Annotated in this window: 25 protein-coding genes and 2 pseudogenes; 14 read left to right on the top strand and 13 right to left on the bottom strand. The window is 72.7% G+C overall.

What is annotated here, in order from left to right; translation table 11 throughout:
• Positions 1-14: 14 nt before the first annotated feature.
• From ACFYTE_RS16610 to ACFYTE_RS16600, 3 genes and pseudogenes are all read right to left on the bottom strand, one after another.
• A complete protein-coding gene (locus ACFYTE_RS16610) occupies positions 15-1733 on the bottom strand; it encodes an amidase (RefSeq protein WP_388710138.1) in 1719 nt (572 codons plus the stop codon).
• A gap of 218 nt (positions 1734-1951) precedes the next feature.
• A pseudogene (locus tag ACFYTE_RS16605) lies at positions 1952-2249 on the bottom strand (GrpB family protein).
• Between the two features lie 103 nt (positions 2250-2352).
• Positions 2353-3015: an IclR family transcriptional regulator gene (locus ACFYTE_RS16600; protein WP_388710178.1), complete on the bottom strand. Its 663-nt coding sequence runs from the start codon at positions 3013-3015 to the stop codon at positions 2353-2355.
• Positions 3016-3209: 194 nt separating this feature from the next.
• Here ACFYTE_RS16600 and ACFYTE_RS16595 point away from each other — a divergent pair, with 194 nt between their 5' ends.
• The 6 genes from ACFYTE_RS16595 (at position 3210) to ACFYTE_RS16570 (ending at position 8964) form a co-directional block, all read left to right on the top strand.
• Positions 3210-3785, top strand: coding sequence for an SDR family NAD(P)-dependent oxidoreductase (locus ACFYTE_RS16595; protein WP_388710136.1), 576 nt, complete (start codon positions 3210-3212; stop codon positions 3783-3785).
• Between the two features lie 55 nt (positions 3786-3840).
• Complete coding sequence (locus ACFYTE_RS16590; protein ID WP_388710177.1) at positions 3841-4608, top strand: SDR family NAD(P)-dependent oxidoreductase; 768 nt, start codon at positions 3841-3843, stop codon at positions 4606-4608.
• Complete coding sequence (locus tag ACFYTE_RS16585) at positions 4608-6029, top strand: FAD-dependent oxidoreductase (protein WP_388710134.1); 1422 nt, start codon at positions 4608-4610, stop codon at positions 6027-6029. Before ACFYTE_RS16590 ends, ACFYTE_RS16585 begins: the two co-directional genes overlap by 1 nt.
• Positions 6030-6085: 56 nt before the next feature.
• A complete protein-coding gene (locus tag ACFYTE_RS16580) occupies positions 6086-7444 on the top strand; it encodes an MFS transporter (RefSeq protein WP_388710133.1) in 1359 nt (452 codons plus the stop codon).
• A 532-nt stretch (positions 7445-7976) separates the two neighbouring features.
• The gene (locus ACFYTE_RS16575) at positions 7977-8522 is read left to right on the top strand and encodes a helix-turn-helix transcriptional regulator (protein ID WP_388710131.1); all 546 of its coding nucleotides are present in this window, start codon (positions 7977-7979) and stop codon (positions 8520-8522) included.
• A 94-nt stretch (positions 8523-8616) separates the two neighbouring features.
• A complete protein-coding gene (locus tag ACFYTE_RS16570; RefSeq protein WP_388710130.1) occupies positions 8617-8964 on the top strand; it encodes a DUF190 domain-containing protein in 348 nt (115 codons plus the stop codon).
• A gap of 12 nt (positions 8965-8976) precedes the next feature.
• On the opposite strand, the gene ACFYTE_RS16565 is transcribed toward ACFYTE_RS16570, so the two are convergent.
• The 5 genes and pseudogenes from ACFYTE_RS16565 to ACFYTE_RS16545 all read right to left on the bottom strand — a co-directional run.
• Complete coding sequence (locus tag ACFYTE_RS16565; protein ID WP_388710128.1) at positions 8977-9330, bottom strand: DUF190 domain-containing protein; 354 nt, start codon at positions 9328-9330, stop codon at positions 8977-8979.
• 11 nt (positions 9331-9341) lie between these two features.
• Entirely contained in the window at positions 9342-9716 is a 375-nt protein-coding gene (locus ACFYTE_RS16560; RefSeq protein ID WP_388710126.1) for a hypothetical protein, read from the bottom strand.
• A gap of 40 nt (positions 9717-9756) precedes the next feature.
• The gene (locus tag ACFYTE_RS16555) at positions 9757-10944 is read right to left on the bottom strand and encodes an SPFH domain-containing protein (protein WP_388710124.1); all 1188 of its coding nucleotides are present in this window, start codon (positions 10942-10944) and stop codon (positions 9757-9759) included.
• Between the two features lie 39 nt (positions 10945-10983).
• The gene (locus ACFYTE_RS16550) at positions 10984-11148 is read right to left on the bottom strand and encodes a hypothetical protein (RefSeq protein ID WP_388710122.1); all 165 of its coding nucleotides are present in this window, start codon (positions 11146-11148) and stop codon (positions 10984-10986) included.
• 277 nt (positions 11149-11425) lie between these two features.
• Positions 11426-11855 (bottom strand): annotated as a pseudogene (locus tag ACFYTE_RS16545) (hypothetical protein); the annotation flags it as partial.
• A gap of 508 nt (positions 11856-12363) precedes the next feature.
• On the opposite strand from ACFYTE_RS16545, the gene ACFYTE_RS16540 reads away from it, so the two are divergent.
• Positions 12364-12948, top strand: a complete 585-nt coding sequence (locus ACFYTE_RS16540) for a TMEM165/GDT1 family protein (RefSeq protein ID WP_388710120.1) — start codon at positions 12364-12366, stop codon at positions 12946-12948.
• 60 nt (positions 12949-13008) lie between these two features.
• On the opposite strand, the gene ACFYTE_RS16535 is transcribed toward ACFYTE_RS16540, so the two are convergent.
• Positions 13009-15024: a heavy metal translocating P-type ATPase gene (locus ACFYTE_RS16535; protein WP_388710118.1), complete on the bottom strand. Its 2016-nt coding sequence runs from the start codon at positions 15022-15024 to the stop codon at positions 13009-13011.
• 128 nt (positions 15025-15152) lie between these two features.
• Between ACFYTE_RS16535 and ACFYTE_RS16530 the strand changes: the two genes are divergently transcribed.
• Positions 15153-15557 carry an ArsR/SmtB family transcription factor gene (locus ACFYTE_RS16530; protein WP_388710116.1) on the top strand — a complete coding sequence of 135 codons (405 nt, stop codon included), beginning with the start codon at positions 15153-15155 and terminating at the stop codon, positions 15555-15557.
• Between the two features lie 42 nt (positions 15558-15599).
• Here ACFYTE_RS16530 and ACFYTE_RS16525 read toward each other — a convergent pair whose 3' ends face one another.
• A complete protein-coding gene (locus ACFYTE_RS16525) occupies positions 15600-16568 on the bottom strand; it encodes a phosphotransferase family protein (RefSeq protein WP_388710175.1) in 969 nt (322 codons plus the stop codon).
• A gap of 356 nt (positions 16569-16924) precedes the next feature.
• On the opposite strand from ACFYTE_RS16525, the gene ACFYTE_RS16520 reads away from it, so the two are divergent.
• Positions 16925-17548 carry a histidine phosphatase family protein gene (locus tag ACFYTE_RS16520; RefSeq protein WP_388710114.1) on the top strand — a complete coding sequence of 208 codons (624 nt, stop codon included), beginning with the start codon at positions 16925-16927 and terminating at the stop codon, positions 17546-17548.
• A 73-nt stretch (positions 17549-17621) separates the two neighbouring features.
• Here the strand turns inward: ACFYTE_RS16520 and ACFYTE_RS16515 are convergent, their stop codons facing one another.
• Both ACFYTE_RS16515 and ACFYTE_RS16510 read right to left on the bottom strand, forming a co-directional pair.
• Entirely contained in the window at positions 17622-17756 is a 135-nt protein-coding gene (locus tag ACFYTE_RS16515) for a hypothetical protein (protein ID WP_388710112.1), read from the bottom strand.
• A complete protein-coding gene (locus tag ACFYTE_RS16510) occupies positions 17731-18501 on the bottom strand; it encodes a hypothetical protein (protein ID WP_388710110.1) in 771 nt (256 codons plus the stop codon). Before ACFYTE_RS16510 ends, ACFYTE_RS16515 begins: the two co-directional genes overlap by 26 nt.
• Positions 18502-19054: 553 nt before the next feature.
• Between ACFYTE_RS16510 and ACFYTE_RS16505 the strand changes: the two genes are divergently transcribed.
• Both ACFYTE_RS16505 and ACFYTE_RS16500 read left to right on the top strand, forming a co-directional pair.
• Positions 19055-19846: an SDR family NAD(P)-dependent oxidoreductase gene (locus ACFYTE_RS16505; protein ID WP_388710174.1), complete on the top strand. Its 792-nt coding sequence runs from the start codon at positions 19055-19057 to the stop codon at positions 19844-19846.
• Positions 19847-19926: 80 nt separating this feature from the next.
• On the top strand, positions 19927-20739 hold the full coding sequence (locus ACFYTE_RS16500; protein WP_388710109.1) for a polysaccharide deacetylase family protein: 813 nt from the start codon (positions 19927-19929) through the stop codon (positions 20737-20739).
• A gap of 197 nt (positions 20740-20936) precedes the next feature.
• On the opposite strand, the gene ACFYTE_RS16495 is transcribed toward ACFYTE_RS16500, so the two are convergent.
• Positions 20937-22004 carry a galactosyldiacylglycerol synthase gene (locus ACFYTE_RS16495; RefSeq protein WP_388710172.1) on the bottom strand — a complete coding sequence of 356 codons (1068 nt, stop codon included), beginning with the start codon at positions 22002-22004 and terminating at the stop codon, positions 20937-20939.
• A gap of 350 nt (positions 22005-22354) precedes the next feature.
• On the opposite strand from ACFYTE_RS16495, the gene ACFYTE_RS16490 reads away from it, so the two are divergent.
• The 3 genes from ACFYTE_RS16490 to ACFYTE_RS16480 all read left to right on the top strand — a co-directional run bounded on the left by ACFYTE_RS16490 (position 22355) and on the right by ACFYTE_RS16480 (position 24872).
• Positions 22355-23263, top strand: a complete 909-nt coding sequence (locus ACFYTE_RS16490; protein WP_388710107.1) for a DMT family transporter — start codon at positions 22355-22357, stop codon at positions 23261-23263.
• A gap of 99 nt (positions 23264-23362) precedes the next feature.
• The gene (locus ACFYTE_RS16485) at positions 23363-23518 is read left to right on the top strand and encodes a DUF6131 family protein (protein ID WP_388710105.1); all 156 of its coding nucleotides are present in this window, start codon (positions 23363-23365) and stop codon (positions 23516-23518) included.
• Positions 23519-23774: 256 nt separating this feature from the next.
• Complete coding sequence (locus ACFYTE_RS16480) at positions 23775-24872, top strand: Dyp-type peroxidase (protein ID WP_388710103.1); 1098 nt, start codon at positions 23775-23777, stop codon at positions 24870-24872.
• The last annotated feature ends 1 nt before the right edge of the window (position 24873 follow it).

Genomic DNA, 24873 nt, shown 5'->3' with positions numbered 1-24873 from the left:
CGTGATCGTGGCGGTCAGGACGGCCTTGCGGGGGGCTCCAGGCCGGTGGCGAGGGTGAGCAGGTCGAGGTCGGAGCCCGGCGCGCCGACCAGACACAGCCCGACCGGCAGGCCGTCGGCTGACCGCAGCAGGGGCAGCGACACGGCGGGCGCACCCGCCAGCCCGGCCAGACAGGTCATCCGGAGGGTCGCCGCCCGCGTGGTCTCGATCTGCTGCGCGGTCGCGGTCCGCGACGGCGCCGGGCCGGGAGCGGTGGGGAGGGCCAATACGGCGCCGGACAGCAACTCGGTGAGCCGGCCGGCCGCCTCGGCCGTCACGGCCAGGGCCCGCGCCGCCGCGTCCTCGCTCACCCGGGACGCCTGGGCGAACCGGTCGGTCACGTCGGGTCCCAGCGCGTCCGGGTGAGCGGTCAGCCAGGGGCCGTGGGCCTGCCATGCCTCCCACGCCTGGACCATGCGGAACGCCTCGACCCAGCGTTCGAGCTGCTCGCGCGGCAGGTCGACGCCGTGCACCGGCGGCAGCAGGCCCGCGGCGGCCGCCCGCTGGACGACGGCGGAGAACCCCTCCACCACCTCGGGTGCCGCCATGCCCTCCACGGTCGGCATCCGCAGGGTGCGGTCGGCCGGCGCACCGCTCCCGTCGGGGCCGCCCAGCAGCACGCAGGCGATCGCGGTGGAGGCGGCCACGTCCTTGGTCAGCCAGCCGATGGCGTCGAAGGACCGGGCGAGCGGCAGCACGCCGACCCTGTCGATCGAACCGTGTGTGCTGCGCAGCCCCACCAGTCCCTGATAGGAGGCGGGGATCCGAATCGACCCGGCGGTGTCGGTGCCGAGCCCCACGGCGGCCTGGCCCAGCGCCACCGCGCCGGCGGGACCGCTGGTCGAGCCGCCGCTGACCCGGTCGGGAGCGGCCGGGTTCGGCGGCGTCCCGTAGTGCGCGTTGGCGCCCGTCAGGCTGTAGGCGAACTCGTCCGTTCGGGCGATGCCGACGATGTGCGCGCCCGCGCTCAGCAGTTCCGCCAGCGCGGGTGCCGTGTCCGTCTGCGGCCGCTGCTCGGCGAGCCAGGCCGCGACCCCGGCCCCGATCGGCTGTCCGGCGACCGCGAACAGGTCCTTGACCGCGATGCCGACGCCGTCGAGCGGGCCCGAGGACCGGGCGGCCACCAGCGGATCGCCGACGGCCCGCCAGACCGTCCGGTCGAAGGGAGCGGAGTCGGCCGACGCCTTGCTGGAGGGCGGCGTCTTGCTGGAGGGCGGCGTCTTGGTGGAGGAGGGCGGCGTCTCGGTGGGGGAGGGCGGTGCCGTGGCGGGGGACGGCGGTGCTGTGGCGGGGGACGGCGCCGCGGGCAGGGTGACATGCGCGGCGGTGATCAGCCAGCCACCCGCCGCGCCGCGCTGCCACACCTGCGTCTGCGACCCGTGGGCGTCTCCGTCGCGGGTCCGCGCCATCACCAGGGCAACGTCGCTACCGAGCGGTCGTACGTGCAGCTCGACGACCCGCCGCGTGGGCACCCGGCCCTGGGCCGCACGGAACGGGTCGACCGCCTCGTGCCCGGCGAGCAGCCCGCGGCCGTCCGCGCCCAGGGCGTGCGGGCCGGGCGGGAACAGTTCGTCGAGAGTGGCCCGGTCGTCGGCGAGCAGCGCCCGGTCGTAGCGCCAGAACTCCTCAAGCAGGCCGGGCGGTGTGCCCGTCGGGGCGATCACCGCGCAGTCCTGGTGGTCCGTGGTCACCATGGTCGTCCTTCCACGAGGCCGAACTCGGACAGTCTGCTCCGAGCGTGCACGTCCTTCACTTCGCCGACGACCCGAAAGACGTCGACATCGATCACCGCGCCGCGACAGGCGCAGCCACGACCGGCGCACCGGGCAGGACCGGAACCGTCCGCCCGCTACGCCGGTTCGCCGGTGTCGCCGCGCGAAGCAGGTGCCGACGGACCGCCGAACGTGTGCCATCACGGACCACCGGCCTGGCGGGCCGCGTCCATGATCTGCTCCACGGCCCGTGCCTTCAGCGCCGAATACGCGAGGAGGCCCGGCGCCCGGTCGGCCGCTTCCCGTTTGGCCTCGGCGTACCGGGCGGCAGCGGCGGGGTGCGTCGACAGATAGCCGCGGAACAACACGTTGTCCGTCCACAGCCGCCCACCTCGCTCGACCACGTGGACATTGGCGAGCCGCCCCGACGCCGACCTGGACGTCGATGATCGGCTTGGCGTCGAGCCCCGGAACGGCGGTGGAACCGATGTGGGCCACCTCCACCGTCGTCCCGCGCAGGCCGGATCGTGAGCCACTACCTGCACCTGCTCGTCCACGTCAGCCACCTCATCACGCCGGCCGGGACAGGCGGGTTCGCGGTTCAGGTCAGGAGGTTTCCGAGGCGCTTCGCGGCCTCGACCACCGTCCGGCCCAGGTCGTCGATTCCCTCCGGTTCGAAGACCGAGACGCCGATGCTGGTGGTGGCCTCGCCACGGTGGCTGGGTACGGCGGCGGACACCCCGATCACGGCCGGAATGACCTCGCCCATGGTGACCGCGTATCCCTTCGCGCGCGCTTCGGTGACCTCGGCGCGTTCGCCGTCCCGGTACGGGCCGTCGGCCAGCAGGGCGAGACCGCCCGAGCCCTGCTGGATCGAGTGGGTCTGGCCGGGACGGAACGACACATGCGCCAGGGCGCCCCGTGGTTCGACCACCATCAGTGCCCGCATGTCCTGGGTGCCTTCGCGTACCAGCAGGTGGGCGGTGGCGCGGGTGGCCTCGGCGAGTTCGTCGAGCACGGGGCGCGCGAGGGCCCTGAGGTCCTGTTCGACGGGCTCCGCCAGGGTGACCAGGCCCGTCCCGAGGACGATCCGGCGCTGCCGGTCCCTGCGGCACAGCTGGTGCGCCTCCAGGGTCCGCACCAGCCGGTGGGCGACGGTGCGGTGCACGCCGATCTGCTCGGCGACGTCCGTGACGGTCAGACCGTGTGGACGCTCGGACAGCAGCCGGAGGATCAACAGTCCGTGGTGGAGGGTCTTCGACATGCCCGAGTCGACGACGATCTCGGGCTGCGCCCAGGTCTGCGCTGTGGGGTTCACGAATCCATCCCTTGACGAGTTTCAGCCACGTGCCTACGCTCACATTAATCGCACAGCTCGTGCGATTATCGCACACAGGTTGTGGTCAGACAACCTCCCCACTCCGTCCGCCAGGGACGGCCGACCGGCGCGGCCGGGTCGTGCCCGCCGCGGTCGACGTCACCGACCCGGCAGGCCACGAGGAACTGGCCGCGCTCGCCACGAGCGAGTTCGGCCGCCTGGACCACTGGGTGAACAACGCGGGCATCTTCCCGCACGCCTTCGCGCAGGACATCCCGCCGGAGCAGATCGACGCGGTGCTGCGCGTCAACGTCCAGGGCGTGCTGTTCGGTTCGCAGAGCGCCGCCCGGCACATGCGGCCGGGCGGCGCCATCGTCAACATCTCCTCCGTGTCCGCGGTCCGCGTGCGCAAGGGCCGTGCCGCGTACTGCGCGTCCAAGGCGTCGGTCGCCCACCTCACCGAGTCCCTGGCCGTCGAGTTCGGCGACCTCGGGCTGCGCGTCAACTCCATCGCCCCGGGCTACATCGACACCGAGATGACCCGCTGGGTGCGGGAGGACCCCGCCGCCCTCAAGCACGCCCTGGACAGCGTCCCCCTGCACCGCCTCGGATCCCCGCAGGAAGTCCTCGGCGTCCTGCTGTTCCTTCTCTCCGACAGCGCCCGTTACGTCACCGGGCACAGCGTGGCGGTGGACGGCGGTTCCCGTCATGTCTGAGGCCGCGTCCACCGCGTCCACCGCGTACGCCGCGTCCACCGCGTACCCCGAACCGGTGCGCTACCCGTCGGTGGTCCTCGTCACGGGTGCCGCCGCGGGCATGGGTGCCGAGCACGCCCGCGCCCTGGGCCGCCGCGGCAGCCATGTGCACCTCGCCGACGTGGCCGACTGCGCCCCCGTCGCCCGGGAGATCACCGAGGCCGGCGGTCGGGCCACCGCCCACCACCTGGACGTCACCGACCCGGCCGGCTGGCGTGCCGTGGTCGAAGCCGTCCGTGCCGCGGACGGCCGGCTGGACGGTCTGGTGAACAACGCCGGCATCTCGCGGCGGCTGCGGTTCATGGACACCACCGAGGAGGTGTGGGACCGGGTGCTGCGGGTCAACCTCTTCGGCGCCTTCCACGGCATGCAGGCGGTGGCCCCGCTGATGCGGGACGGCGGCGGCGCGATCGTCAACATCTCCTCGATCTCCGGTCTGATCGGCTACTTCTCGCCCTCGTACGCCGCGAGCAAGTGGGGGCTGACGGGCCTGTCGAAGTCGGCCGCCGGTGAACTGGCCGCCTGGAACATCCGGGTGAACTCGCTGCATCCGGGCCTGGTGGCCACCGGGCTGCTGGCCGGCTCGGACGCCTTCGTGGCCTCGGCACAGCGCAGCATCCCGGCCGGGCGGTCGGCCGAGCCCGCCGAGATCACCGACGCCGTCCTCTTCCTGCTGTCCGACCGCAGCGCGTACATGACCGGCAGCGAGGTCACCCTCGACGGCGGCCTGGTGTCCAACGGGCTGTACCACCGCATCCTCGCCGATGCAGAAGGAGCCTTGTGATGACCGGCCTCGACGACCTCGACGTCATCGTGGTGGGCGGCGGCGGCGCCGGTCTCGCCGCCGCGCTGAGCGCCGCCGAACGGGGCGCCACGGTCCTGCTGTTCGAGTCGGAAGGGGAACTGGGCGGCTCGACACAGCTGTCCGCCGGCCTGATCACCGCCGCCGGCACCCGTGTGCAGCGCGCCCTCGGTGTCGACGACAGCGCCGAGCGCCACTTCCAGCACTACATGGACCTCAACCAGTGGCAGCTCAAACCCGGCCTGGTGCGTGCCTTCTGCGCCGCGGCCGGTCCGACGCTGGAATGGATGATCGGTCTGGGCCTGGACGTCCCCGCCGTCCTGTCCAGCGACGCCCACACACCGGGGCTCTGCCGCGCGGGCGTGGAGGACGTGTGGCGCGGCCATGTCCCCCGCGACCAGGGCTACGGCCTCGTCCAGGTCCTCGACCGGGCGCGCAAGGCCCGCGGTGTCGAGGCCGTTCTCCACACCCGTGTCACCTCGCTGCTGTACGAGGACGGCCGGGTCGCCGGGGCCGTGGCCGACGGCATCGAGGTACGGGCCCGCGCCGTAGTCGTCGCCAGCGGCGGCTTCGCCCAGAACCCCGACCTGCTGCGCCGGCACTACCCCGACGCGCTCGACGCGGGCGACTCCCTGTTCGTGGTCGCCGCTCCGGGCAGCCGCGGCGACCACCTCGCCTTCGCCGAGCAGACGGGCAGCGCACTCGCCGGCGACGGCTGGGGGCTGATGCTGCCCACCGCCTACTTCCAGCGCCACCACCACTGGCAGGCCGGATTCCCGCCCGCGTCACGGGTGTACGTCAACTCCTCCGGGCGGCGCTTCATGGACGAGGACGCCTCGTACGCCGTCTCCAGCGGCATCATCCTGGCCCAGGACGGCCCCGTGTGGGCGGTGTTCGACGAGAAGGCACGGCTCGGCCTGCCGACCGGCTACGCCGACTGGACCCCCGCGCGGGTCGCACAGGAGGCGGCGGCCGGGCGCCTGGCCCAGGCCGCCACCCTCGACGCGCTCGCCGAACACATCGGCGTACCCGCCCACGCGCTCACCGCCACCGTGACCCGGTGGAACGCGCAGCTGCCCGAGACCGGCACCGACGCCGACTTCCTGCGCGAGCAGTCCCTCGCGGCCAAGGGCGCCCCGGCCCGCCCCGACCCGATCGCATCGGCCCCGTACTACGCGGCCCGCGTGCTGCCCGCCGAACTCGTCTGCACGCACACCGGGCTGGAGATCGACCACCGTGCCGCCGTACTGGACCGCACCGGCAGCCCGGTTCCCGGACTGTTCGCGGCCGGCGAGGCGGGCGGGGGAGTGCTCGGCATGCGCTACGTCGGCGGCGGCAACGCCGTCGCCAACGCCCTCACCATGGGCCGCATCGCGGGCGGCAACGCCGCCGCAGCCGCGTAACACCCACCCCGCTCAGTCGGATCATCCCCTTCCTCTCCTCTCTCTCAGGAGCCGTCATGGGAACGAACCTCAACGTCGAGGGCAGTGACCCCGGCAGAAGAACGATCAGAAAGGTCTCGCTCCGGATCTTCCCGATCGTGGGCCTGCTGTATGTGTTCAACTACATGGACAGGTCCAACATCAGCTACGCCGAACTCGGCATGCGCGACGACCTGGGCATCACCACGGCCACCTTCGGCGCGGTCGCCTCGATCTTCTTCCTCGCCTACGTCGTCCTTGAGATCCCCAGCAACTTGATGCTGAAGAAGGTCGGCGCCCGGCTCTGGCTGGCCCGCATCGCCATCAGCTGGGGCCTGGTCACCGTGGTCACGGGATTCGTCACCGACGTCACCCACCTGTACGTGGCCCGGATCGCGCTGGGCATCGCCGAGGCCGGCCTCTTCCCCGGGCTGCTGCTCTACCTGACGTACTGGTACCGGGGCCGGGAACGCGGCCGTGCCATCGCGCTGCTCGCGCTCGCCCAGCCGATCGCCATGATCCTCGGCAGCATGACCGGCGGCTGGATCCTCGACCACGCCCACTGGCTGGACATGAGCAGCTGGCGCTGGGTGTTCATCCTGCAGGGCGCTCCCGCCGTCCTCATCGGCATCGTCACCCTGGTCCTGCTGCCCAACCGGCCGGCCGACGCCCGCTTCCTGAACGCCGACGAACGGGCCTGGCTCCAGGCGGAGATCGACAAGGAGTACACCCAGGACGGCGCCGGCGACGCCGGGCAGGAGACGGTGCGCGGACAGCTCAGGACCCTGAAGAACCGCAAGGTCCTCTACCTGGCCGTCGCCAACTTCTTCGCCGCCTGCGGCCTGTACGGCTTCTCCTTCTTCCTCCCGAAGATCGTCCAGCAGCTCGACCCGTCGTACTCGGCCACCAACATCGGTCTGCTCGGCGCCATCCCGTTCCTGGTGGGCGCGGTCGGCATGCTGCTGGTCGCCCGCAGCTCGGACCGTACCGGCGAACGCCGCTTCCATGTGATCGGCCTGATGCTGCTGGGCGCCGCGGGCCTGGGCGGCACCATCGCCTTCCGGCACAGCCCCACCCCGGCCCTGATCTGCCTCAGCCTGGTCGCCGTCGGCGTCCTCGGCTACATGGCCCCCTACTGGGCGCTGGCCGCCCGGGTCCTGCCGCGCGAGCAGACCGCGGTCGGCCTGGCGGGCATCAACTCCATCGCGGCCCTCGGCGGCTTCGTCAGCCCCTACCTCATCGGCAAGAACGCCACCGCCGACGACGTCACCGTCGGCCTGTACTTCCCGATCGGCTGCCTGATCGTGTGCGCCGTGATGCTCGCCTTCCTCAAGGTGCCCCGGGACCGGCGCGACAGCGGGGCCCGGCCGCGCCCGGCCGCCGAAGTCTCCGCCTGACCGCCCCCGCCGCATCGACCCGCCCACCCCACCCGGCGATCCGCCCACCCCACCACATCCGGTCCGGCCGGGCCGCCGCACGCGGCCCGGCCACCCACCGAGGGGCTGATGGGGGAGGAGGGCTTCTCCTCCGACTCCTCACTCCTCCACCACCGGGAGATCCCCTCGGCGATCACCGACTCCCGCCGAACCGGCCGACCGGCGCGAAGCCGCGCTGCGGCAACACCGGCGCCCGGCTCGGCTTCGGAGAGGTCACCGGCCGGATCACGGCAGGCCCCCGCACCGCCCCCACCGACGCGGACGGCGCCGTCGCTGAGCAGATGTCCCTGCTGCACGCGCCCATGGACATGGGCAGCGAACACGCCGGGGACTACATGGTGCGGATGCGCACGCTGTGCATGGGGTCCATGTCGGTGTACGGCGCCTCGGGACTGCCGGTCCGGATACGGCGGACACCGAAGCTCATCCGGCAGCGTGACCCGGGGTTCCGAGGGCCCGGCTGCCCTTCCCCGGGCGCAAGGCCGATGCCCTGGTGACCCGGCCGCTGTCGGGCAGGGAGGGAGTGGGCGCGCTGGTGGCGGCGTTCCTCCTGCGCCTCACCCGGCCCGACCACCGCCTGGGCGTCGCCGACGCCCTGCGACTTGAGACGGTCCTGCTCGATCTGATCGCGACGCTCTTCGCCCACGCGACCGACGCCGAGGACGCCCTGCCGGCCGAGACCCGTCAACAGGTCCTGGCGCTGCGCATCCGGTCCTTCATCAGCGGACGCCTGCACGATCCGGAACTGACACCGGCCGTCATCGCCGCCGCCCACCACATCTCCGTCAGCCACCTGCACCGGATCTTCCAGGCACACATTCCGGCGAGCGGCGGGCCGATGACGGTCATGGGCTGGGTCCGTGAGCAGCGCCTGGAGCGTGCCCGCCGCGACCTCGGGGACCCGGCGCTGCGCGACCGGCCCGTCCACGCGATCTCGTACCGCTGGGGCTTCGCCCATCACGCCACCTTCTCCCGCGTCTTCCGTGCCCGCTACGGCATGGCACCGTCCGAATGCCGGCACGTCCGGGACGCGGACTGACGGTCGGCCGTGACCCGGCCGGGCCCGGCACGGCCCGGGGCCGGGATTAGGGTGGAGACGTATCCCGGTGCCCGGTGACGAGAGGACCGCGATCATGGCACTCCGTGGACGCGCACTGCGCCTGACGGTCATCGTCGACGACACCGACACCTGGCACCACAAGCCCCTGTTCACGGAGATCGTGCATCGCGCCCATGCCTTCGGGATGGCCGGGGCGACGGTCTTCCGGGGCGTGGAGGGTTTCGGGGCGACATCGGTCGTGCACACGACGCGACTGCTGTCCATGGCCGACGACCTGCCCACGGCCGTCGTCATCGTCGACGAGGAGGACCGCGTCCGAGCGTTCCTCTCCCAGCTCGGGGAACTGCCCGTCAGCGGGCTGATCACCCTGCAGGAGGTCGAGGTGGTCCACTACAAGGGCCAAGAGACCACGGCCACTTGAAGTACGGCCACGTCAGGCGGGGGCCCGCGTCGTATCCCGTGCGGGGCAGTGCATGACGTCGACATGCTCGACGATCACCAACCCGCCGTCGACCAGCTCGCGCAGGATCGGAAGGAAGCGACGCACCCGTTCCTCCTCGTCGACGATCACGATCGCCAGCGGTACGTCCTGCTTGAGGGACAGCAGCCGGAAGCCGTGGATCACCGAGGAGGCCCCGAACCCCTCGATCCCCCGGAGCACCGTCGCACCGGCCAGCCCGGCCTCATGCGCGCGGTGCACGATCTCCGCGGACAGCGGCTTGTGATGCCAGGTGTCGCACTCCTCTATGAACACCGTCAGCTGCAGGGCCGGTCGCATCGGTGTCATGACGTCCTCCTCTACCCACCGCCCCGGTGGATCCAGTGTGCCCGGCGCTGGAGCCGGGCCACCGGCGGGGCGGCCGGGGGCGGCGAGGTGTCCTCGGGCGGGTGAAGGCCCTCCGTGGAATACCGCGTACTGGCGATGCTGTCCACGATCTGCTGCTCGGTGAAGTTCTCCGAACCGGGCACATGGGGGACGAACCCGATGAGCACGCCGTCGCTGACGATCTCCGCGTCCAGCCCCGATGCGCCGTCCATGTCCCACAGCGCCTCGATGCCCTCGTCCAGGACCACCCTGATCCCGAACTCGTAGACACCGGCCTCCACGAGATGAGCCATCACCTCCCGGGCCCGCAGCGCCGCCACCACACGGTTGGCACGATCCGCATCCATGACAGCTGTTCCTCCTTCGTATCCAGGGCTCCTGGCGGGTTCAGGTCTGCTCCGGCTCGGCCCGTACCGGCTTTCCACCGGCGGGCGACGGCGTCGAACGCCGGACCGTGTCGAGGATGGCCAGACCCTGCGCCACCACCCCGGCCGCCACCTGGTTGATGCCGTCGGTGCCGTTGAGGACGGTGAGATCCGCTCCGGACATACCGCGGGCCGCCGCCTCGGCGAGGGCCGGCAGATTCTCCACGACCCGGTTGGCCGCGATGAGTTCCTGGTTGCCGTCGCGGAGCGAGGCGGCCCGCGCCGTGTTGGCGTCGGCCTGGGCCTGGGCGATGGCCCGCTCGGTGTAGGCGGTCCCGTCGGCCTCGAACTTGGCCCGGTCGCGGCCCGCCTCGGCCAGGGCCCGCTGCCGGTAGGCCTCCGCGTCCGCCGGGCGCCGTACCTCCGCCTCCAGCCGCTGGGCCGCCAGCGCGGCCTGGCGCTGGGCCAGCGCGGTCTGTTCCTCGATGACCTCCTGGGACGCCTTGGCCTGGGCGAGGGGGCCCGCCTGCGCGGCGCGGGCGTTGGACTGCTCGGTCTGGGCGGTGAACCCCGCCCGTTTGATCGCGGTGTCCCGTTCGTACTCGGCCTTGAGCGCGGCGGCCTGCTGCTCCCGCTGGGCCGCCTCCTGATCGGCCTTGGCCTGCGCTATCCGGGCCTGGCTCGCCACCGCGGCGGCGTGCGGCGCGGCGAGGTTGTCGATGTATCCGGTGGCGTCCTCGATCTCCTGGATCTGGAGGGCGTCCACCACGATGCCGAGCTTCTCCATCTCGCCGTGGCTGCCCGCCACCACTTCCTGGGAGACCCGGCTGCGCTCGCGGATGATCTGCTCGACCGTGAGCCCGCCGACGATGGACCGCAGATGCCCCGCGAAGATCCGGCCGACCAACTCCTCCATCCGCTGCTGCTCCGACAGGAACCGGCGGGCCGCGTTGGCGATCGACACCGCGTCGTCACCCACCTTGAACACGCACACGGCCCACACCTTGAGCCGGATTCCCTGCTGGGTCACGCAGTCCTCGGCGATCTCCGCCTCCCGCAGGGCCAGCGACAGCATCCGGGCCTTCTGCTTGACGGGCAGCACAAAACTGCCGTGACCGGTGACGATCCGGAACTGGGTTTCCTCGGCCCGCCGTTTGGAGCCGGAGATGAGCATGGCCTCATTCGGAGCGGGAACGTGCCAGAAAAACATGAGGGACCACCTCGCGTCCTGCGGAACACCGAAGACACTTCACGGCGGCAGCGGCTCGACGATCACCGAGCGTGCCGAGACGGAGTCGACCACGATCACTCGGACGTCCCTGGCGACCGGTGCCGCGGACCAGGCCGCATAGGCTTCCGAGCCGCCCCGGACGGCCACGAGGACTTCCCCGGGACCGTCCTGTGGGATCGCCACCGTCACTTTCCCCAGTGCCCCCACAGGACTCTGCGAAGAGTCGTCGGCTGCGCGCATACGCCCTCTTGACACACGGATACGGAAGGTCACCTCAAGGGGGCTCCGGGCGGCCGACGGACGAGGACCGCTCGCGCCCGCTCACTCCTTCGGAGAACATCAGGCCGCTGGGCACATCAGCGAAGACGCCCCCGGCGTCCGGACCGGTCGTCTTCGCACCTTCCACGCTACTCCGGCTCGCGTCCCTCGGCGCCTCGCGCCCGAGCGCGGTCGTGGGCGCTCAGCCGGCGGCCATGGCGCGGCGCACACTCTCGCGCAGCAGGACGCGCCGCCGCTCGTGCACGTCCTCGGGTTTCCCGGGCGGTCGCCGCGTAGACGTTGCTGACCGGGGACCAGGTCATGGACATCGTGATGACCATGGCCATCACATCGAACGGGTCGCCCTGCCGGACCAGGCCCGCGGCCTGGCCTTCGCCGGCCAGCCGGATGAGGTCGGGACGGCGAAGGTACTCGTCGTAGAGGCGTACGGCCCAGTCCGCGAGGTCGTCGGCGCCGAGCGGGGTGGTGTCGGCGTCGCGCGGCTGGGCGGTGGCGTCGATCGGCACGACGTTCGTGATCCGGTCCAGGGAGCCGAAGAAGATGGCGTCGAAGAGCCCTTCCTTGCTGCCGAAGCAGGCGTAGCGCAGGCTCCGGCGGAAGACGGCGATCGCGTCCAGGGTGACCTCGCGCAACTCGGGGCCCCAGCCCGTGGTTCTGCCCAGGTAACGGGCCCGGAACTCGCCCTCGTACAGCACGGCCGGCACGAACGGCAGGGCCATGCCCAGAGCGCCGACCGTGCGGGTCCGGTCGGCGGCTTCGACCTGCCACCGTTGATCACGGCGGGCATCACGGCCGTCGGCCGGACGGTTGTGTCCCTCGGGCGTGAGGCGTACCACCCGGCACCGGCTTTACCTCGGCCGTGCCGATTGCTTAGGCTGTGGGCGGCGAAGGGGAGTAGTCCCGCAACACCGCTGGTCGACACACTGGACGTCTTCACGGGCGTCCCGGCCAGTGGGCCGACCCGAAGCGACGGGTCGGTGGACGAGACCTTCGGCCACGGCACAACACGGCCCGCACACACGTGGGGGCCGCGTCATCGTGCCGGGCCGCAAGGGTCCTCCCGTCACCTGTGTGGGTGCCGTTCGAGCCTCCGGCCCGGCCCCAGGAGAAAGCACCAGGATGACTCTCGACCCCCTGGCGATCGTCACCGCCTTCGGGCTGATTTTCCTCGCCGAACTTCCCGACAAGACCATGTTCGCGTCGCTGGCCATGGGCACCCGCATGCGCCCGCTGTACGTGTGGTTCGGGACCTCCACGGCCTTCGTCGTCCATGTCGCCCTCGCCGTCGGTGCCGGCAGTCTGCTCAGCCTGCTGCCGACGACGGCGGTCAAGCTCGTCTCCGCCGCCCTGTTCGCCTTCGGAGCCGTCATGCTGCTGCGCGGAGGGGGCGACGACGAGGACGGCGAAGGCGGCTCCAGGACCGTCACCGGTTTCTGGCCGGTCTACACCACCGCCTTCATGGCCGTCTTCATCAGCGAGTGGGGCGACCTCACCCAGATCACCACCGCCAACCTCGCGGCCACCAACGGCTGGCTCCCCACCGCCATCGGCTCGGCCGCCGCCCTGATGTCGGTGTCCGCGCTCGCTCTGCTCGCGGGCCGCTTCATCGCCAAGCGGGTACCGCTGAAGACGGTGCAGCGCATCGGCGGCATCTGCATGGCCGGCCTGGCGATCTGGACAGTCGTCGAAGCCTTCGCAGGCTGACGAACCGGCCCGTCGCCGGTGCTCGACGAGCACCGCCGACGGGCCGCGCCGTCACAAGCGTCACCCCGTCGCAGGGGTCCGGGCGGCCTCGGCACCGTCCGGGACGGCCGCCCGCCGCCAGGCCGCCTCGCGCAGCAGCCGCAGCCCGTTGAGTCCGACGATGACGGTGGAGCCCTCGTGACCGGCGACACCGAGCGGCAGGGGCAGGTTTCCCGCCAGGTCCCAGACGACGAGGCAGGCGATGAACACCGCGGCGATCACGAGGTTCTGGACGACGAGCCCACGGGCCCGCCGGGACAGGGAGATCACCGCGGGCACAGCGGCGAGTTCGTCGCGTACGACGACCGCGTCGGCGGTCTCCAGCGCCAGATCCGAACCCGCCCGGCCCATGGCGACGCCGGTGTGGGCGGCGGCCAGCGCCGGGGCGTCGTTGACGCCGTCCCCGACGACCATCACCCTGCGCCCGGCCGCCGCCAGTTCCCTGACCGCGCTCACCTTGTCCGCGGGCAGCAGTCCGGCGCGTACGTCCTCGACGCCGACCTCCGCGGCCAGGCGCGCCGCCGCGCGCGGGTTGTCGCCGGTCAGCAGCACGGGCGCGGCCCCGGTGCGCGACGTCAGGGACGCGACGGTCGCGATGGCGTCGGGGCGCAGCCGGTCGGCGACACCGAGCAGACCGACGGGCGTACCGTCCACCGTGACCAGCACTGCGGTTCGGCCGCCGTCCTCCAACTCGGCCGCGAGATCGGCCGCCGCCGAGCCGGTGTGGTCGGCATCGGTGAGCAGCCGGGCGGGCGCCCCCACCGCGACCCGGCGCGCCTCGACAGTGGCTCTGACCCCGACACCGGGCGTCGAGTCGAAGTCCTCGGCGTCCAAAAGGGCCAGTCCCCGCTCCCGTGCCGCGGCCACCACGGCACGGGCCAGCGGGTGCTCGCTCGGGTGCTCGGCCGCGGCGGCGAGCCTCAGCAGACCGGCCGCGTCGAGGCCGGAACCGGCCAGTGGCCGGACGTCGGTCACCCGCGGGGTGCCCTCGGTCAGCGTGCCGGTCTTGTCGAGGGCGACCGCGTCGACCTCGCCGAGCCGCTCCATGACGACCGCGGACTTGACCAGCACACCGTGCCGTCCAGCGTTGGCGATGGCCGAGAGCAGGGGCGGCATGGTCGCCAGGACGACGGCGCACGGCGACGCCACGATCATGAAGGTCATCGCCCGCAGCAGCGCGCCGGTCAGCTCGGCGCCGAAAGCGAGCGGGACGAGGAAGACGGCCAGTGTCGCCGCGACCATCCCCAGCGAGTAGCGCTGCTCGACCTTCTCGATGAAGAGCTGCGTGGGCGCCTTGGTCTCGGACGCCTCCTCCACCATGCGCACGATCCGGGCGATCACACTGTCGGACGCGTCGCGCTCGACGCGCACCCGCAGCGCGCCGGTGCCGTTGAGCGTGCCGGCGAAGACCTCGTCGCCCCGCTCCTTGGCCACGGGCAGCGGCTCGCCGGTGATGGTCGCCTGGTCCACGTCACTGGCGCCGTCGAGCACACGGCCGTCCGCGCCGACGCGCTCGCCGGGGCGTACGAGGACGATGTCGCCGATGGCCAGGTCCTCGACGGCGACGCTCTCCTCACGGCCGTCGGCGGCGATGCGGGCGGCCCTGGCGGGGGCCAGGTCCAGCAGCCCGCGCACGGAGTCGGCGGTACGGGCGGTGGCCAGGGCCTCCAGCGCGCCCGATGTGGCGAAGATGACGATCAGCAGCGCCCCGTCCATGACCTGCCCGATCGCCGCGGCACCGAGCGCGGCGACGACCATCAGCAGGTCGACGTCGAGGGTCTTCTCGCGCAGCGCCCGCAGTCCCGCCCAGCCCGGTTCCCAGCCGCCCGCCGCATAGGTCAGGGCGTACAGGGGCGTCCAGGCCCAGGCCGGGGTGCCGGTCAGCTGCAACGGCAGCGCGACCAGGAACAGGGCCAGGGCCGCCGCTGCCCAGCGGGCCTCGGGCAGGGCGAGGACACGGGTACGCCGCTGCTGCCCGGCGGGGGCGCGGCCCGGCGAGGTCCGCGCTGCCGGGGCCGGGGCGAGGGTGGAGGTCATCGAGGGTCCTTCACACAGGCGTGACAGGTTCGCGCGCAGCCGGAATCCCGGCCGCTCCTCACCACCGTACAGGAAAGAATGAAGACTCGTTCATGCGTTCATGGTTCGTTCTCCGTACGATGATGCCCATGGGTCACGGAGCCGACAGAACCACGACCGCCACCGCGCGCGACCGCCTGGAGACGGTCGGCGCCGCCGATGTGGCCGCCACCCTCCAGGCGCTGGCCACCCCCTCGCGCCTGCGCATCCTGGCCCGCCTCCAGGAAGGCCCCTGCGCGGCCACCGAACTGGCCGACGCGGTCGGCATGGAACAGTCCGCCTGCTCCCACCAGTTGCGGCTGCTGCGCAACCTCGGCCTGGTCACCGGCGAACGCCGGGGCCGCTCGGTCATCTACGCGCTCTACGACAACCATGTCGCCGAACTCCTGGAACAGGCCCTCTACCACGTCGAACACCTGCGCCTGGGGCTGCGCGACGCCCCGGCCGTGGCGGACGCGGCAGTCGGTGCGGACGCGGCGGCCGGTGTGCGCTGATCCCCGCCGGCGGATCGGCCGACGGTGGGGACCACCCGTCCTTCACACCAGTTCCAGTGCCTTCTTCAGGTTGTGCTCGGCGATGCCCGCCATGGACGCACGGTCGGGGAAGCCGCCGTCGAGGAGCCGGAGCGGGCCCGCCGTCAGCGAGAGCCGCTGGGCCAGCGTGTAGAGCGCCAGCCGGCTCTCGTCCAGTCCGTCCGTCCGGAGCGGACCATAGGCGTCCGCACAGCGGATGCGCAGGAAGACGTGCTCCCACTCGACGTCGAAGTACATCAGCCCCTCGATGTCGATCAGCACGGGGTGGCCGTCCGTGTCCACCCGCACATGGTCGGGCCCGAGTTCGCCGTGCACGACGCAGTGCTCCGCGCGCGGTCGCACCCCCGAGGCGAGGCCCCGCAGCCGCTCCGCAAGCCGGTCGCGGGCAGCCGCGATCCGGGGGTCGCGCGACGCCGCCTCGGCGAGGTCGCGCAGCGCCCGGTCCAGGACGATGCCCTCGCACGACGTCCCGCGCGACGTGCCCCCCGTATCGACCACGGCCACCTTCCCGTACCGGGGCGCGCGATACGACCGCATCGCCGCCAGCGCCTCCCCGAGCCGGGCCGTGACCGCGGCGGCCTCGCGTGGATCGCGGGCGAGCAGGTCCTCCAGGCTCTGGCCTGCGATGTCCTCGACGATCACCAGGTCGGCCGCGCCGCGCTCGCCCGCCCGCTGGACGAGCCGGATCCGCGGGACCCGGACGCCGAGCCCGTCCAGGCGTGCGTGCGCGGCTTCTAACAGGCGCAGCCCGAGGCCGGGCGAGAACGGATCCGTCAGGTCGTCGTCGCCCTCGGCCGCCGGCCAGTAGTTCTCGCCGGCGTCCCACAGGTAGGCGATCGCCGTCGTCGCGTCGTCCATCACGAGGCGGTACACGCCTTTCTTGCTGCCGCCCGTCACCCGCTCGACCGTCGCCAACCGCCGCCCACCGCCCAGGGCGTCCCGCGCCGCCCCCGCCAACCGCTCCCGCGTCACCGCTGTGGGTACCACGTCTTCGAACCGCCTCTCCGCCGCGACAACTTCGGCAATCTACGGGACCCCCGGTGACCCGCATAGCCGGGGGCCGACGTGATCGGCCGACTGCGGCGGCGTCGTGGCTGGTCGCGCAGTTCCCCGCGCCCCTTCGGGGTGCTGCCGTGCCCGGTGTCGGCTTCCGGGCGGTGCCGAGACCGGTTTGCTCCGTGACCGGCGGCCGACGGGCTGGAGATCGGTCCGCGCCGGACGCGGAGGAGCCGGACCACCGCCGGAACCGGGCCACCGCCGGAACCGGGCCGGCGAGGAACGACGTCGTGCTCACGAGGCCCTTACCTGATCGTGAAGGAGTCACGGGTATGACGCCAACGGCTGCTCGCTACCTCTACCTTGTCCGGCACGGCGAGGCGCTGCCTGACGAGAGCGGGTTGTCGGAGAACGGACGGCGGCAGGCGACGCTGCTCGGCCGTCGATTGGCGAAGCACCCCATCTCCGTGGTGCACCACGGTCCACTGCCCCGGGCCGCACAGACCGCGGAACTGATCGGCGAACACCTGGACGGCGCCGCTCTTCGGACTTCGGAGGCAGCCGGTGACTATGTCCCGTACGTCCCGCGCGGGGAGGAGCTGCCGTCCGACAGCGCCGACCATTTCCTGCGTTTACTCGCCCAGGCCACGGCCGAGGACCGCGAGCGCGGCCCGGAGCTGGCGGAACGGGCCCTGGCGCAGTTCACCGGTCCCGCGGCGGGCGACCGGGAGCGCCATGAGCTGGTCGTCACCCACAACTTCCTGATCGGCTGGCTGGTGCGGCATGCCATGGACGCGCCGAAGTGGCGCTGGCTCGGGCTCAATCACGGCAACGCGGCCCTCACCGTCATCCGGTATGCACCAGGCCGGCCGTCGTCTCTGCTGGTCTACAACGACATGCGGCACCTGCCTGCCGAGTTGTGCTGGTCGGGGTTTCCCGTCGAATTGCGATGGTGAGGCGTTGTGTGACCGGGACTTCTTCGACGCCACGATGAACGGGCCACCTGCGCCCGCGTGTTGATGGGGGCGCCTACGAGATCAGGCACCAGTAGCTGCCGTAGTGGCCGATGCCGATGCGGCCGGCCTGCGGGACGAGGTGTGGGTCGGGTTGGCCCACGGCCGCCATCGAGCATGCCGGGTCACCGACCGTCCGTGCGGCGGCCATCCGCTGAGCCGCGGACACTGCCGCCTGGGACGTGTACCACGTCGTGGTGACCGGCGCGGGGCGGCTGGTCGACGGTGTCGGAGTGGGCAACGGCGCAGGAGGCACCGGCCTCGGTTGTGTGGGTGCGGGTGTGGGCGTCTGTGTCGGTGGGGGTGTGGGTGTGCGGGACGGCACATGTGTCGAAGGCACTGGCCTTGTCGGTTGTGGCAGTGGCAGTGGCAGTGGCAGTGGCAGCGGCTTCGGCGGAATCGGTGCCGGTGTCGGCTGTGCAGGTGCCGGTTTCTGGGCCGGCGTATGTGCCGACGGCCGCGGTTGTGCGGATGCGGGGGTCGCCGTCGGCGTCCTCGTCGGCCGCGGCTGTGTCGGTGCCGGTGTCGGCGCCGTCGGCGTGGCCGGGGGGCGCGAGGGTGGTGCCGAGGGTGCCGGCGTCGCGGACCGGGTCGGTCTCGGTGGCGCCTGGGACGTCGGTAGGGCCGACGGGGGCGCCGTCGTCGGATGGGTCGGCGGCGTCGGCTGCCGAGCCGTCGCCGTCGGCGGGGGCGCCGGTGGGCGCGTCGCCGTCGGCCGCGGCGTGCTGGGCGCCTGCGTCGGTGTCGGCTGCGTGGTGCTGGGGGTCGGGGTCCCCGGCGTGGTGGCGGATGTCTCTGGCTGCGGCGTCCGCGACGGTGGGGTCGGCAGGGACAGGTTCCCCGAGGGAGACGGCGTCGGGCGGGGCGTGCCGCCGTGCGGCCCCGTCAGAAACCACACGCCGATGCCGCCACAGACGACCACGGCCGCGCCCGCCGCGATCCACGGGGCCTTCCGGGGTGGGCGTCGGTGACGGTTCATGGTTCTCACTGTCCGTCCGGCCGTCGGGGACGACAAGCGGGGCCGGTAGCGTCCCAGGACCGTTTCCGACGCCGCCGACCTGCGGTTATCGCACAGCGTCGGGCCATGCCCCGGACCCTCACCGGCCCATGACGCCCGGTGCGGCCCGGCGTCGGCGGCCCGGGTCCGGCACCGTCGCGGCACAACGGGTCCTCGCATTGCTCCATTCGGCTTCGGCGAACGCGGCGTCCCCGTCCACGATCCGTGGCCCGACGGTCCGGAAAACCGGCCGCCGAAGCGGGCCGCGGCCGGTCCGGAAGCGGGTTTGAAACCGGCGAGCCGCGGCTACCCCTCGATGGTCGTCGTCATCGTCGAAGGCACGCGTGCGCGAGGACCGACGGGGCTCAGCGGGCGCGCCCAAGGCGGCCCGCGGACTCCGGCGCCGTGCCGAGGCCCGCCACGCGAAGGAGGTCAGCTTGGGACGCGCCACGATGGATCCGTACACGGGGCCGACCACCCGCGCATCGGGCACCGTACCCACGGCGGGCGTGGCGCTGGTGACGGGTGCCTCTTCCGGGATCGGGGCGGCCGTCGCACGCTCCCTGGCGACCGAGGGATGGGAGCTGCTGGTCTCCGGACGTGACCGCGCCCGGCTGGACACGGTGGCGCGTGAGACGTCCGCCGTCGCGATTCCCTGTGACCTGGCCGCCGCCGACGGCCCTCGGCAACTGGCCCATCGCGCCTTCGGGAAGGCACAGGACATCGATCTGCTCGTCGCCGCGGCGGGGGTGGGCTGGGCCGGGCCGTGCGCCTCGATGCCCGCCGACGAGGTGGACCGTGTGCTCACCGTGGACCTGGTCTCGGTGGTGCACCTGGTCCGGCTGATGCTGCCCCACATGACGGCGCGGCGTCAGGGCCGGCTCGTGCTGATCGGTTCCGTCGCGGGATGCGTCGGCGTGCGCGAGGAAGCGGTGTACTCCGCGGCGAAGGCGGGCCTCGGTGCCTTCGCGGACGCGTTGCGCTACGAGTTGAAGGGCACCGGTGTGCGGGTGACCCATGTCGTGCCCGGCGTGGTGGACACCCCGTTCTTCGCCCGGAGGGGGGTGCCCTACGCGCGTACCCGCCCGCGTCCGGTGCCGCCCGAGCGGGTGGCCGCCGCGGTCGTCACGGCGGTACGCCGGGACCAGCCCGAGGTGTTCGTGCCCGGCTGGCTCCGGGTGCCGATCGCGTTGCGCGCCCTGGCACCCACCACATACCGGTGGCTGGCGGGCCGCTTCGGTTGACGGCGCGACGGCGCGACGGCGCCCGCGCGGGAGCCGCGTTGGGGCCGGACGACCGCGCGGGGCTGTGAAGGGAGACGGACGTGCCGGACGACATCCACTGGGGCCGGTTGTTCAGCAGGGCGCTCGCCGTCCCTGCGCTCGTCGCCGCCGCCCACATCGGGCCGGCCGGAACCTGGCTGCCCGGTCCGCGACGCGCCCTGCTGCCCGTGCTGGCGGGCAAGGGCGCCGCGGACCATGTGGCGCTCACCTTCGACGACGGTCCCGATCCCCGTTCCACCCCCGCCTTCCTGGCCGCCCTCGACGAACTGGCGGTCCGTGCCACGTTCTTCGTGCTGGGCGAGCAGGTGCTGGGCCACGGGCGGCTGAGCCGGGACATCGTCCGGCGCGGTCATGAACTCGCCGTCCACGGCTGGACGCACAACCGCCCCTGGCGGCCCGCTCCGCGCCGGGAGACCCGGCTGCTCGCACGAGCCGCGCACACGGTGGCGCAGGTGTCCGGCACCGCCCCCATCTGGTACCGGCCGCCGTACGGCATCCTGACCGGCGACCGGCTGCTGGCCGCACGCCGCACCGGACTGCGCCCGGTCCTGTGGACGGCCTGGGGCCGCGACTGGACCGGCGACACCACCGCGCGGTCTGTGGCCGCGACCGTACTGGCCGACCTGCGGGGCGGGGGCACGGTGCTGCTGCACGACACCGACCGCCATGCGGCACCGGGGTGCTGGCGGGCAACGCTGGCCGCCCTGCCCGCACTCGTGGGGGCGTGCCGGGCGGCGGGCCTGACGGTGGGCCCGCTCGGCGAGCACGGCGTGGCCAGCCCGGTGCGTACGCCCGATGCGGGAGCGGCGGTCATCAGGGGCAGATGGCCGGGCATCGGCGTTGGTTTCCGGTGATTCGGTACGTGGCAGGGCCGGGTACTCGTCCGTTCCGGTTGCCGCCGCGAGCGCGGGTGGTGAGCCGGGTGCGTACGCCTGGTGCGGGGGTGGTGGGTGTCAGGGGCGGATGGCGGGGCATCGGCGTTGGTTTCCGGTGATTCGGTACGTGGCGGGGCCGGGTCTCGCTCGATCCGGTTGCCGCCGCGATCCCGGCGTCAGGCGTTGCCGGTGGACCGGTCCGTCCTCCCGTGGGCGGTCAGCCGCTCCAGCGGATGGACGACATCCCCCCGGACCAGGCGGCGACCGGGCACCGAGCCGCCCGAGCCGAGGCGGTCCAGGGCCCGCACCAACTGCCGCGCGTCGTCCGCGTACTCGGTCAGGCCGAGCGCCGCCATCCGGTGCACGCCCTCGGCGCCGTGGCCGGGAATCGGACGGTACCCGATGACCGGGACACCGACGGCGAGCGCTTCCAGCGCGGTCTGCCCCGCGGCGTTGTCGACCACGGCGGAACAGGCCGCGATCAGGCCCGGCATGTCGGCCACCCAGCCCAGGGCGACCGTCCCCGGCACCTTCGCCAGGGCGCCGCGCAGCCGCTCGTTCCGCCCGCACAGGGCGACCGGCAGGTACCCGGCGCGGGACAGCAGCCGGGCCGTCGCGCCCAGCCGGCTCCCGACCCCCCACGCCCCGGCGGACAGCAGCACGGGCGCGCGGTGCCCGGCGGAGTCGGCGAGCCGGCGCCGCCAGGACGACTCGCCCACCGGGTGCGGGCGGAAGCGGTCCGGCAGCAGCGGACCGCACGCGGTGGCGGGCCGTCCGAGGCGCAGCCGTACGTCCTGGGCGATCTCCTCGGTGAGACAGAGGTGGAGGTCGTTCCCCCGGTGCAGCCACTGCCGGTGCACCGCGAAGTCGGTGATCACCACCGCGCTGGGGACCGTGAGCCGTCCGCGGGTGCGCATCCGGCCGGTCAGCTGTGCGGCGAGATGGAAGACCGCGACGACCGCGTCGGCGTGACCGTGTGCCACCTCGGTGCGCAACCGGTCCTCGGCGAGCGCGGCGAGCGGGGCGCTGCCCGGCCGCGGGCCGTCGTCGGCACGGAAGAAGGCGGCGTAGATGCCCGCGTACACCAGGGGGGCGTGCCGGATCGACGAGCGGTAGAAGCCGCGCAACCCCGCTCCGATACGGGCGGGCAGCAGCTCCAGTACGTCCGTGTGCAGCGCCTCGTGTCCGGCCGTGCGCAGACGCCGCGCCAGCTCGACCGCCACCGCGTCATGGCCCGCCCCCATGCTCGCGCTGACCACCAGCAGACGGCTCACAGCCGGCGCCGCACCGGTTCGGCGGCGCCCCGCCCGGGCACGGCGGGGTGCGGCGACGGGCAGGGATCCGACAGGCACGGACGCGGGCACGGACACATATGCGGCATGGTCACCTTGTATCGCACAGTGGGTCACAGGTATCCGCACGACCGGCCGCCAAACGGGGGCCGGTCGGTATCCACCCGTCGTGCGTAGCCACAGCGGGCAGGTTTATCCCCGCGCACGGCGGTTACCACTGTGTTCGTGCCGCCGGCTTCTGCTCGCCCACCGGCTGTGCGGTGGCCGCTCGTCGGGGCTTCCCGCGAACGACAGGCATCCGCATGAACGTGCTCACCGTCGTCACGGCCCTGCTGTCCGCGCTGTGCAACGCGGCGGCGTCCGTCCTGCAGCGCAGGGCCGCGGTCCAGCCGGACGAGGTCCGCGGCCGGGGCGCGAAGGCGGCGATCGCCCGGCTGGCGGGGCTGCTGAGGCGTCCTTTCTGGTGGGCCGGCGCGATGGCCATGCTGCTGTCCGCGGTCTTCCAGGTCATCGCCCTGGACGCCGGGGAACTGTCGGTCGTGCAGCCCCTTCTGGCCAGCGAGCTGCTGTTCACCCTGCTCATCGGTGCGGTGGTGTTCCGGCACTCGCCCGGCGCCCGGACCTGGCGCCCCTTCGTGATGCTCGCCGTCGGTCTGGCGGTCTTCCTGCTCAGCGCGTCCCCGTCCCAGGGCGGGGAACGGGCCGATGACTGGCGCTGGCTCCTGGTCGGCGGCGGTCTTGCGTGCTGTGTCGCCGTTCTGCTGGCGGCTGCCCTGCGGCTGCGCGGCCCGCCGCAGGCCGCCACGCTCGGCACCGCGACCGCCGCGTGCTTCGCGGTCACGGCCGCGCTCATCAAGGAGGTGACCGCGCGCTTCCCGGGCGGACCCGCCGCGGTCCTCACCACGTGGCACACCTACGCCGCCGCCACCACCGGTCTGCTGAGCGTGCTGCTGCTCCAGTGGACGCTGCGGGCCGGCACCCTGGCCGTCTCCCAGCCGGCCCTGACGCTGGGGGACGCCCTGATCAGCGTCGCCCTCGGCGGACTGCTGTTCGGGGAGAGCATCGCGCTGGGCTGGCGCCTGCTGCCCGAACTGGTGGGTGTCGCCCTCATGGCGGCGGGCATCGTCGGACTGACCCGGTCGCCCGTGGTCAGTGGCGGCGGCAGCTGGGACGAGGCGGCGTCGGAGTCGTCGGTGCCGCGAAACCGCTGACCGGGTGATGGACGCCGTCCCGTTTTGCCGCCGGTGGACGGGATATTCGGCGGTCATGAGGTCGATGAGGTTCGTACAACGAACCCCGAGGGAGTGACCATGATTGTTCTGGGGATCATTCTGCTGGTCGTGGGATTCCTCACCAGCCTGCACTTTCTGTGGACGATAGGGATCATCCTCCTGGTGATCGGGCTGATCCTGTGGATCCTCGGTGCCGTGGGACACGCGGTCGGAGGCCGTCGTCACTACTGGTGAGCACACCAGGGGCGCCGGGCCGGGGACGCCGGCCGGGCAGGACCGTCCGTCCCAACCTGCCGGTGGCGGGGGCCGGGGCTGGGCCATACGGTGACATGAGTGCCCCGGAAGCACCCGATCGGGTCAGTGCCTGCGCGCGGATTCCGGGCCGCCGCAGGCCGGAGCCGCCGCCGCTGCACGCAGATGTGCGCAGGTGTCTCCCCGTTCGCGATCATCGCCGACCTCTGTCCGTGACCGTCAGGAAGGGGAGCCCTTCATGCCCGCACACTCCCAGGGGCCGGTGCCCCAGCCCGTGTTGTCGCCGCTCACGAGCGCGGCGATCTTCCTGGTCGTGACCATCGACGAGGGCGGCGAGCCGGTCGTACGGGAGACGTTGTCGGACCTGACCGGGCTCCAGCGGGCGGTCGGCTTCAGGGCGTCACAGGACGGGCGGCTCAGCGTGGTCGCGGGCATCGGCTCCACCGCCTGGGACCGGCTGTTCGCCGGCCCCCGCCCGGCCGAGTTGCACGCCTTCCGCGAGTTGACCGGCGCCCGGCACCACGCCGTATCGACCCCGGGTGACCTGTTGTTCCACATCCGCGCGGCCCGGCTGGACCTGTGCTTCGCGCTGGCCGCCGAGATCATGGAACGGCTGCGCGGTGTGGTCACCACCCGCGACGAGGTCCATGGCTTCAAGTACTTCGACGTGCGTGATCTGCTCGGGTTCGTCGACGGCACGGAGAACCCGACGGGTCCCGCGGCGGACGCGGCGGTCCTGATCGGTGACGAGGACCCGCCGTTCAGCGGCGGCAGCTATGTGATCGTGCAGAAGTACCTGCACGATCTCCAGGCGTGGAACGCCCTTCCGGTCGAGGCACAGGAGTTGGCGATCGGGCGCCGGAAGCTGTCCGACGTGGAACTGGACGACGCCGTCAAACCGGCCGACTCCCATGTGGCGCTGACCACGATCGAGGACCCGGACGGCACGAAGCACGAGATCCTGCGCGACAACATGCCCTTCGGCAGTGTGGGGGAGGGCGAGTTCGGCACCTACTTCATCGGCTACGCCCGCACCCCGGCCGTGACGGAGCGGATGCTTGAGCGCATGTTCCTGGGCGACCCGCCGGCCTCCCACGACCGGATCCTGGACTTCTCCACCCCGGTGACCGGGTCGCTGTTCCATGTCCCCACCACTGACTTTCTCGACAACCTCCCCGATCCGCCGACCGCAGGCGAAGCCGAGGAGACCGTCGGTGCGGACACAACCGCCGGTGCGGACGAAACCGTCGGCGCCGACGAGACCGAGGCCATGGCGACGGCGCTCCCGTCGGCGGCCGCCGACGGCTCCCTCGGCATCGGTGATCTGAGGACGTGAC

The sequence above is a fragment of the Streptomyces sp. NPDC004629 genome (genome assembly GCF_042873595.1).
Lineage (GTDB): Bacteria > Actinomycetota > Actinomycetes > Streptomycetales > Streptomycetaceae > Streptomyces.
Note: the sequence above shows the minus strand (reverse complement) of the source record. Positions and strands in the feature narration are given on the sequence as shown.

Coding starts and splice junctions, on each gene's coding strand:
- ACFYTE_RS16610 (WP_388710138.1), bottom strand. CDS start 1,733: ATGGTGACCACGGACCACCAGGACTGCGCGGTGATCGCCCCGACGGGC.
- ACFYTE_RS16600 (WP_388710178.1), bottom strand. CDS start 3,015: ATGTCGAAGACCCTCCACCACGGACTGTTGATCCTCCGGCTGCTGTCC.
- ACFYTE_RS16585 (WP_388710134.1), top strand. CDS start 4,608: ATGACCGGCCTCGACGACCTCGACGTCATCGTGGTGGGCGGCGGCGGC.
- ACFYTE_RS16580 (WP_388710133.1), top strand. CDS start 6,086: ATGGGAACGAACCTCAACGTCGAGGGCAGTGACCCCGGCAGAAGAACG.
- ACFYTE_RS16570 (WP_388710130.1), top strand. CDS start 8,617: ATGGCACTCCGTGGACGCGCACTGCGCCTGACGGTCATCGTCGACGAC.
- ACFYTE_RS16565 (WP_388710128.1), bottom strand. CDS start 9,330: ATGACACCGATGCGACCGGCCCTGCAGCTGACGGTGTTCATAGAGGAG.
- ACFYTE_RS16560 (WP_388710126.1), bottom strand. CDS start 9,716: ATGGATGCGGATCGTGCCAACCGTGTGGTGGCGGCGCTGCGGGCCCGG.
- ACFYTE_RS16555 (WP_388710124.1), bottom strand. CDS start 10,944: ATGTTTTTCTGGCACGTTCCCGCTCCGAATGAGGCCATGCTCATCTCC.
- ACFYTE_RS16540 (WP_388710120.1), top strand. CDS start 12,364: ATGACTCTCGACCCCCTGGCGATCGTCACCGCCTTCGGGCTGATTTTC.
- ACFYTE_RS16535 (WP_388710118.1), bottom strand. CDS start 15,024: ATGACCTCCACCCTCGCCCCGGCCCCGGCAGCGCGGACCTCGCCGGGC.
- ACFYTE_RS16530 (WP_388710116.1), top strand. CDS start 15,153: ATGGGTCACGGAGCCGACAGAACCACGACCGCCACCGCGCGCGACCGC.
- ACFYTE_RS16520 (WP_388710114.1), top strand. CDS start 16,925: ATGACGCCAACGGCTGCTCGCTACCTCTACCTTGTCCGGCACGGCGAG.
- ACFYTE_RS16515 (WP_388710112.1), bottom strand. CDS start 17,756: ATGGCCGCCGCACGGACGGTCGGTGACCCGGCATGCTCGATGGCGGCC.
- ACFYTE_RS16505 (WP_388710174.1), top strand. CDS start 19,055: ATGGATCCGTACACGGGGCCGACCACCCGCGCATCGGGCACCGTACCC.
- ACFYTE_RS16495 (WP_388710172.1), bottom strand. CDS start 22,004: ATGGGGGCGGGCCATGACGCGGTGGCGGTCGAGCTGGCGCGGCGTCTG.
- ACFYTE_RS16490 (WP_388710107.1), top strand. CDS start 22,355: ATGAACGTGCTCACCGTCGTCACGGCCCTGCTGTCCGCGCTGTGCAAC.
- ACFYTE_RS16485 (WP_388710105.1), top strand. CDS start 23,363: ATGATTGTTCTGGGGATCATTCTGCTGGTCGTGGGATTCCTCACCAGC.
- ACFYTE_RS16480 (WP_388710103.1), top strand. CDS start 23,775: ATGCCCGCACACTCCCAGGGGCCGGTGCCCCAGCCCGTGTTGTCGCCG.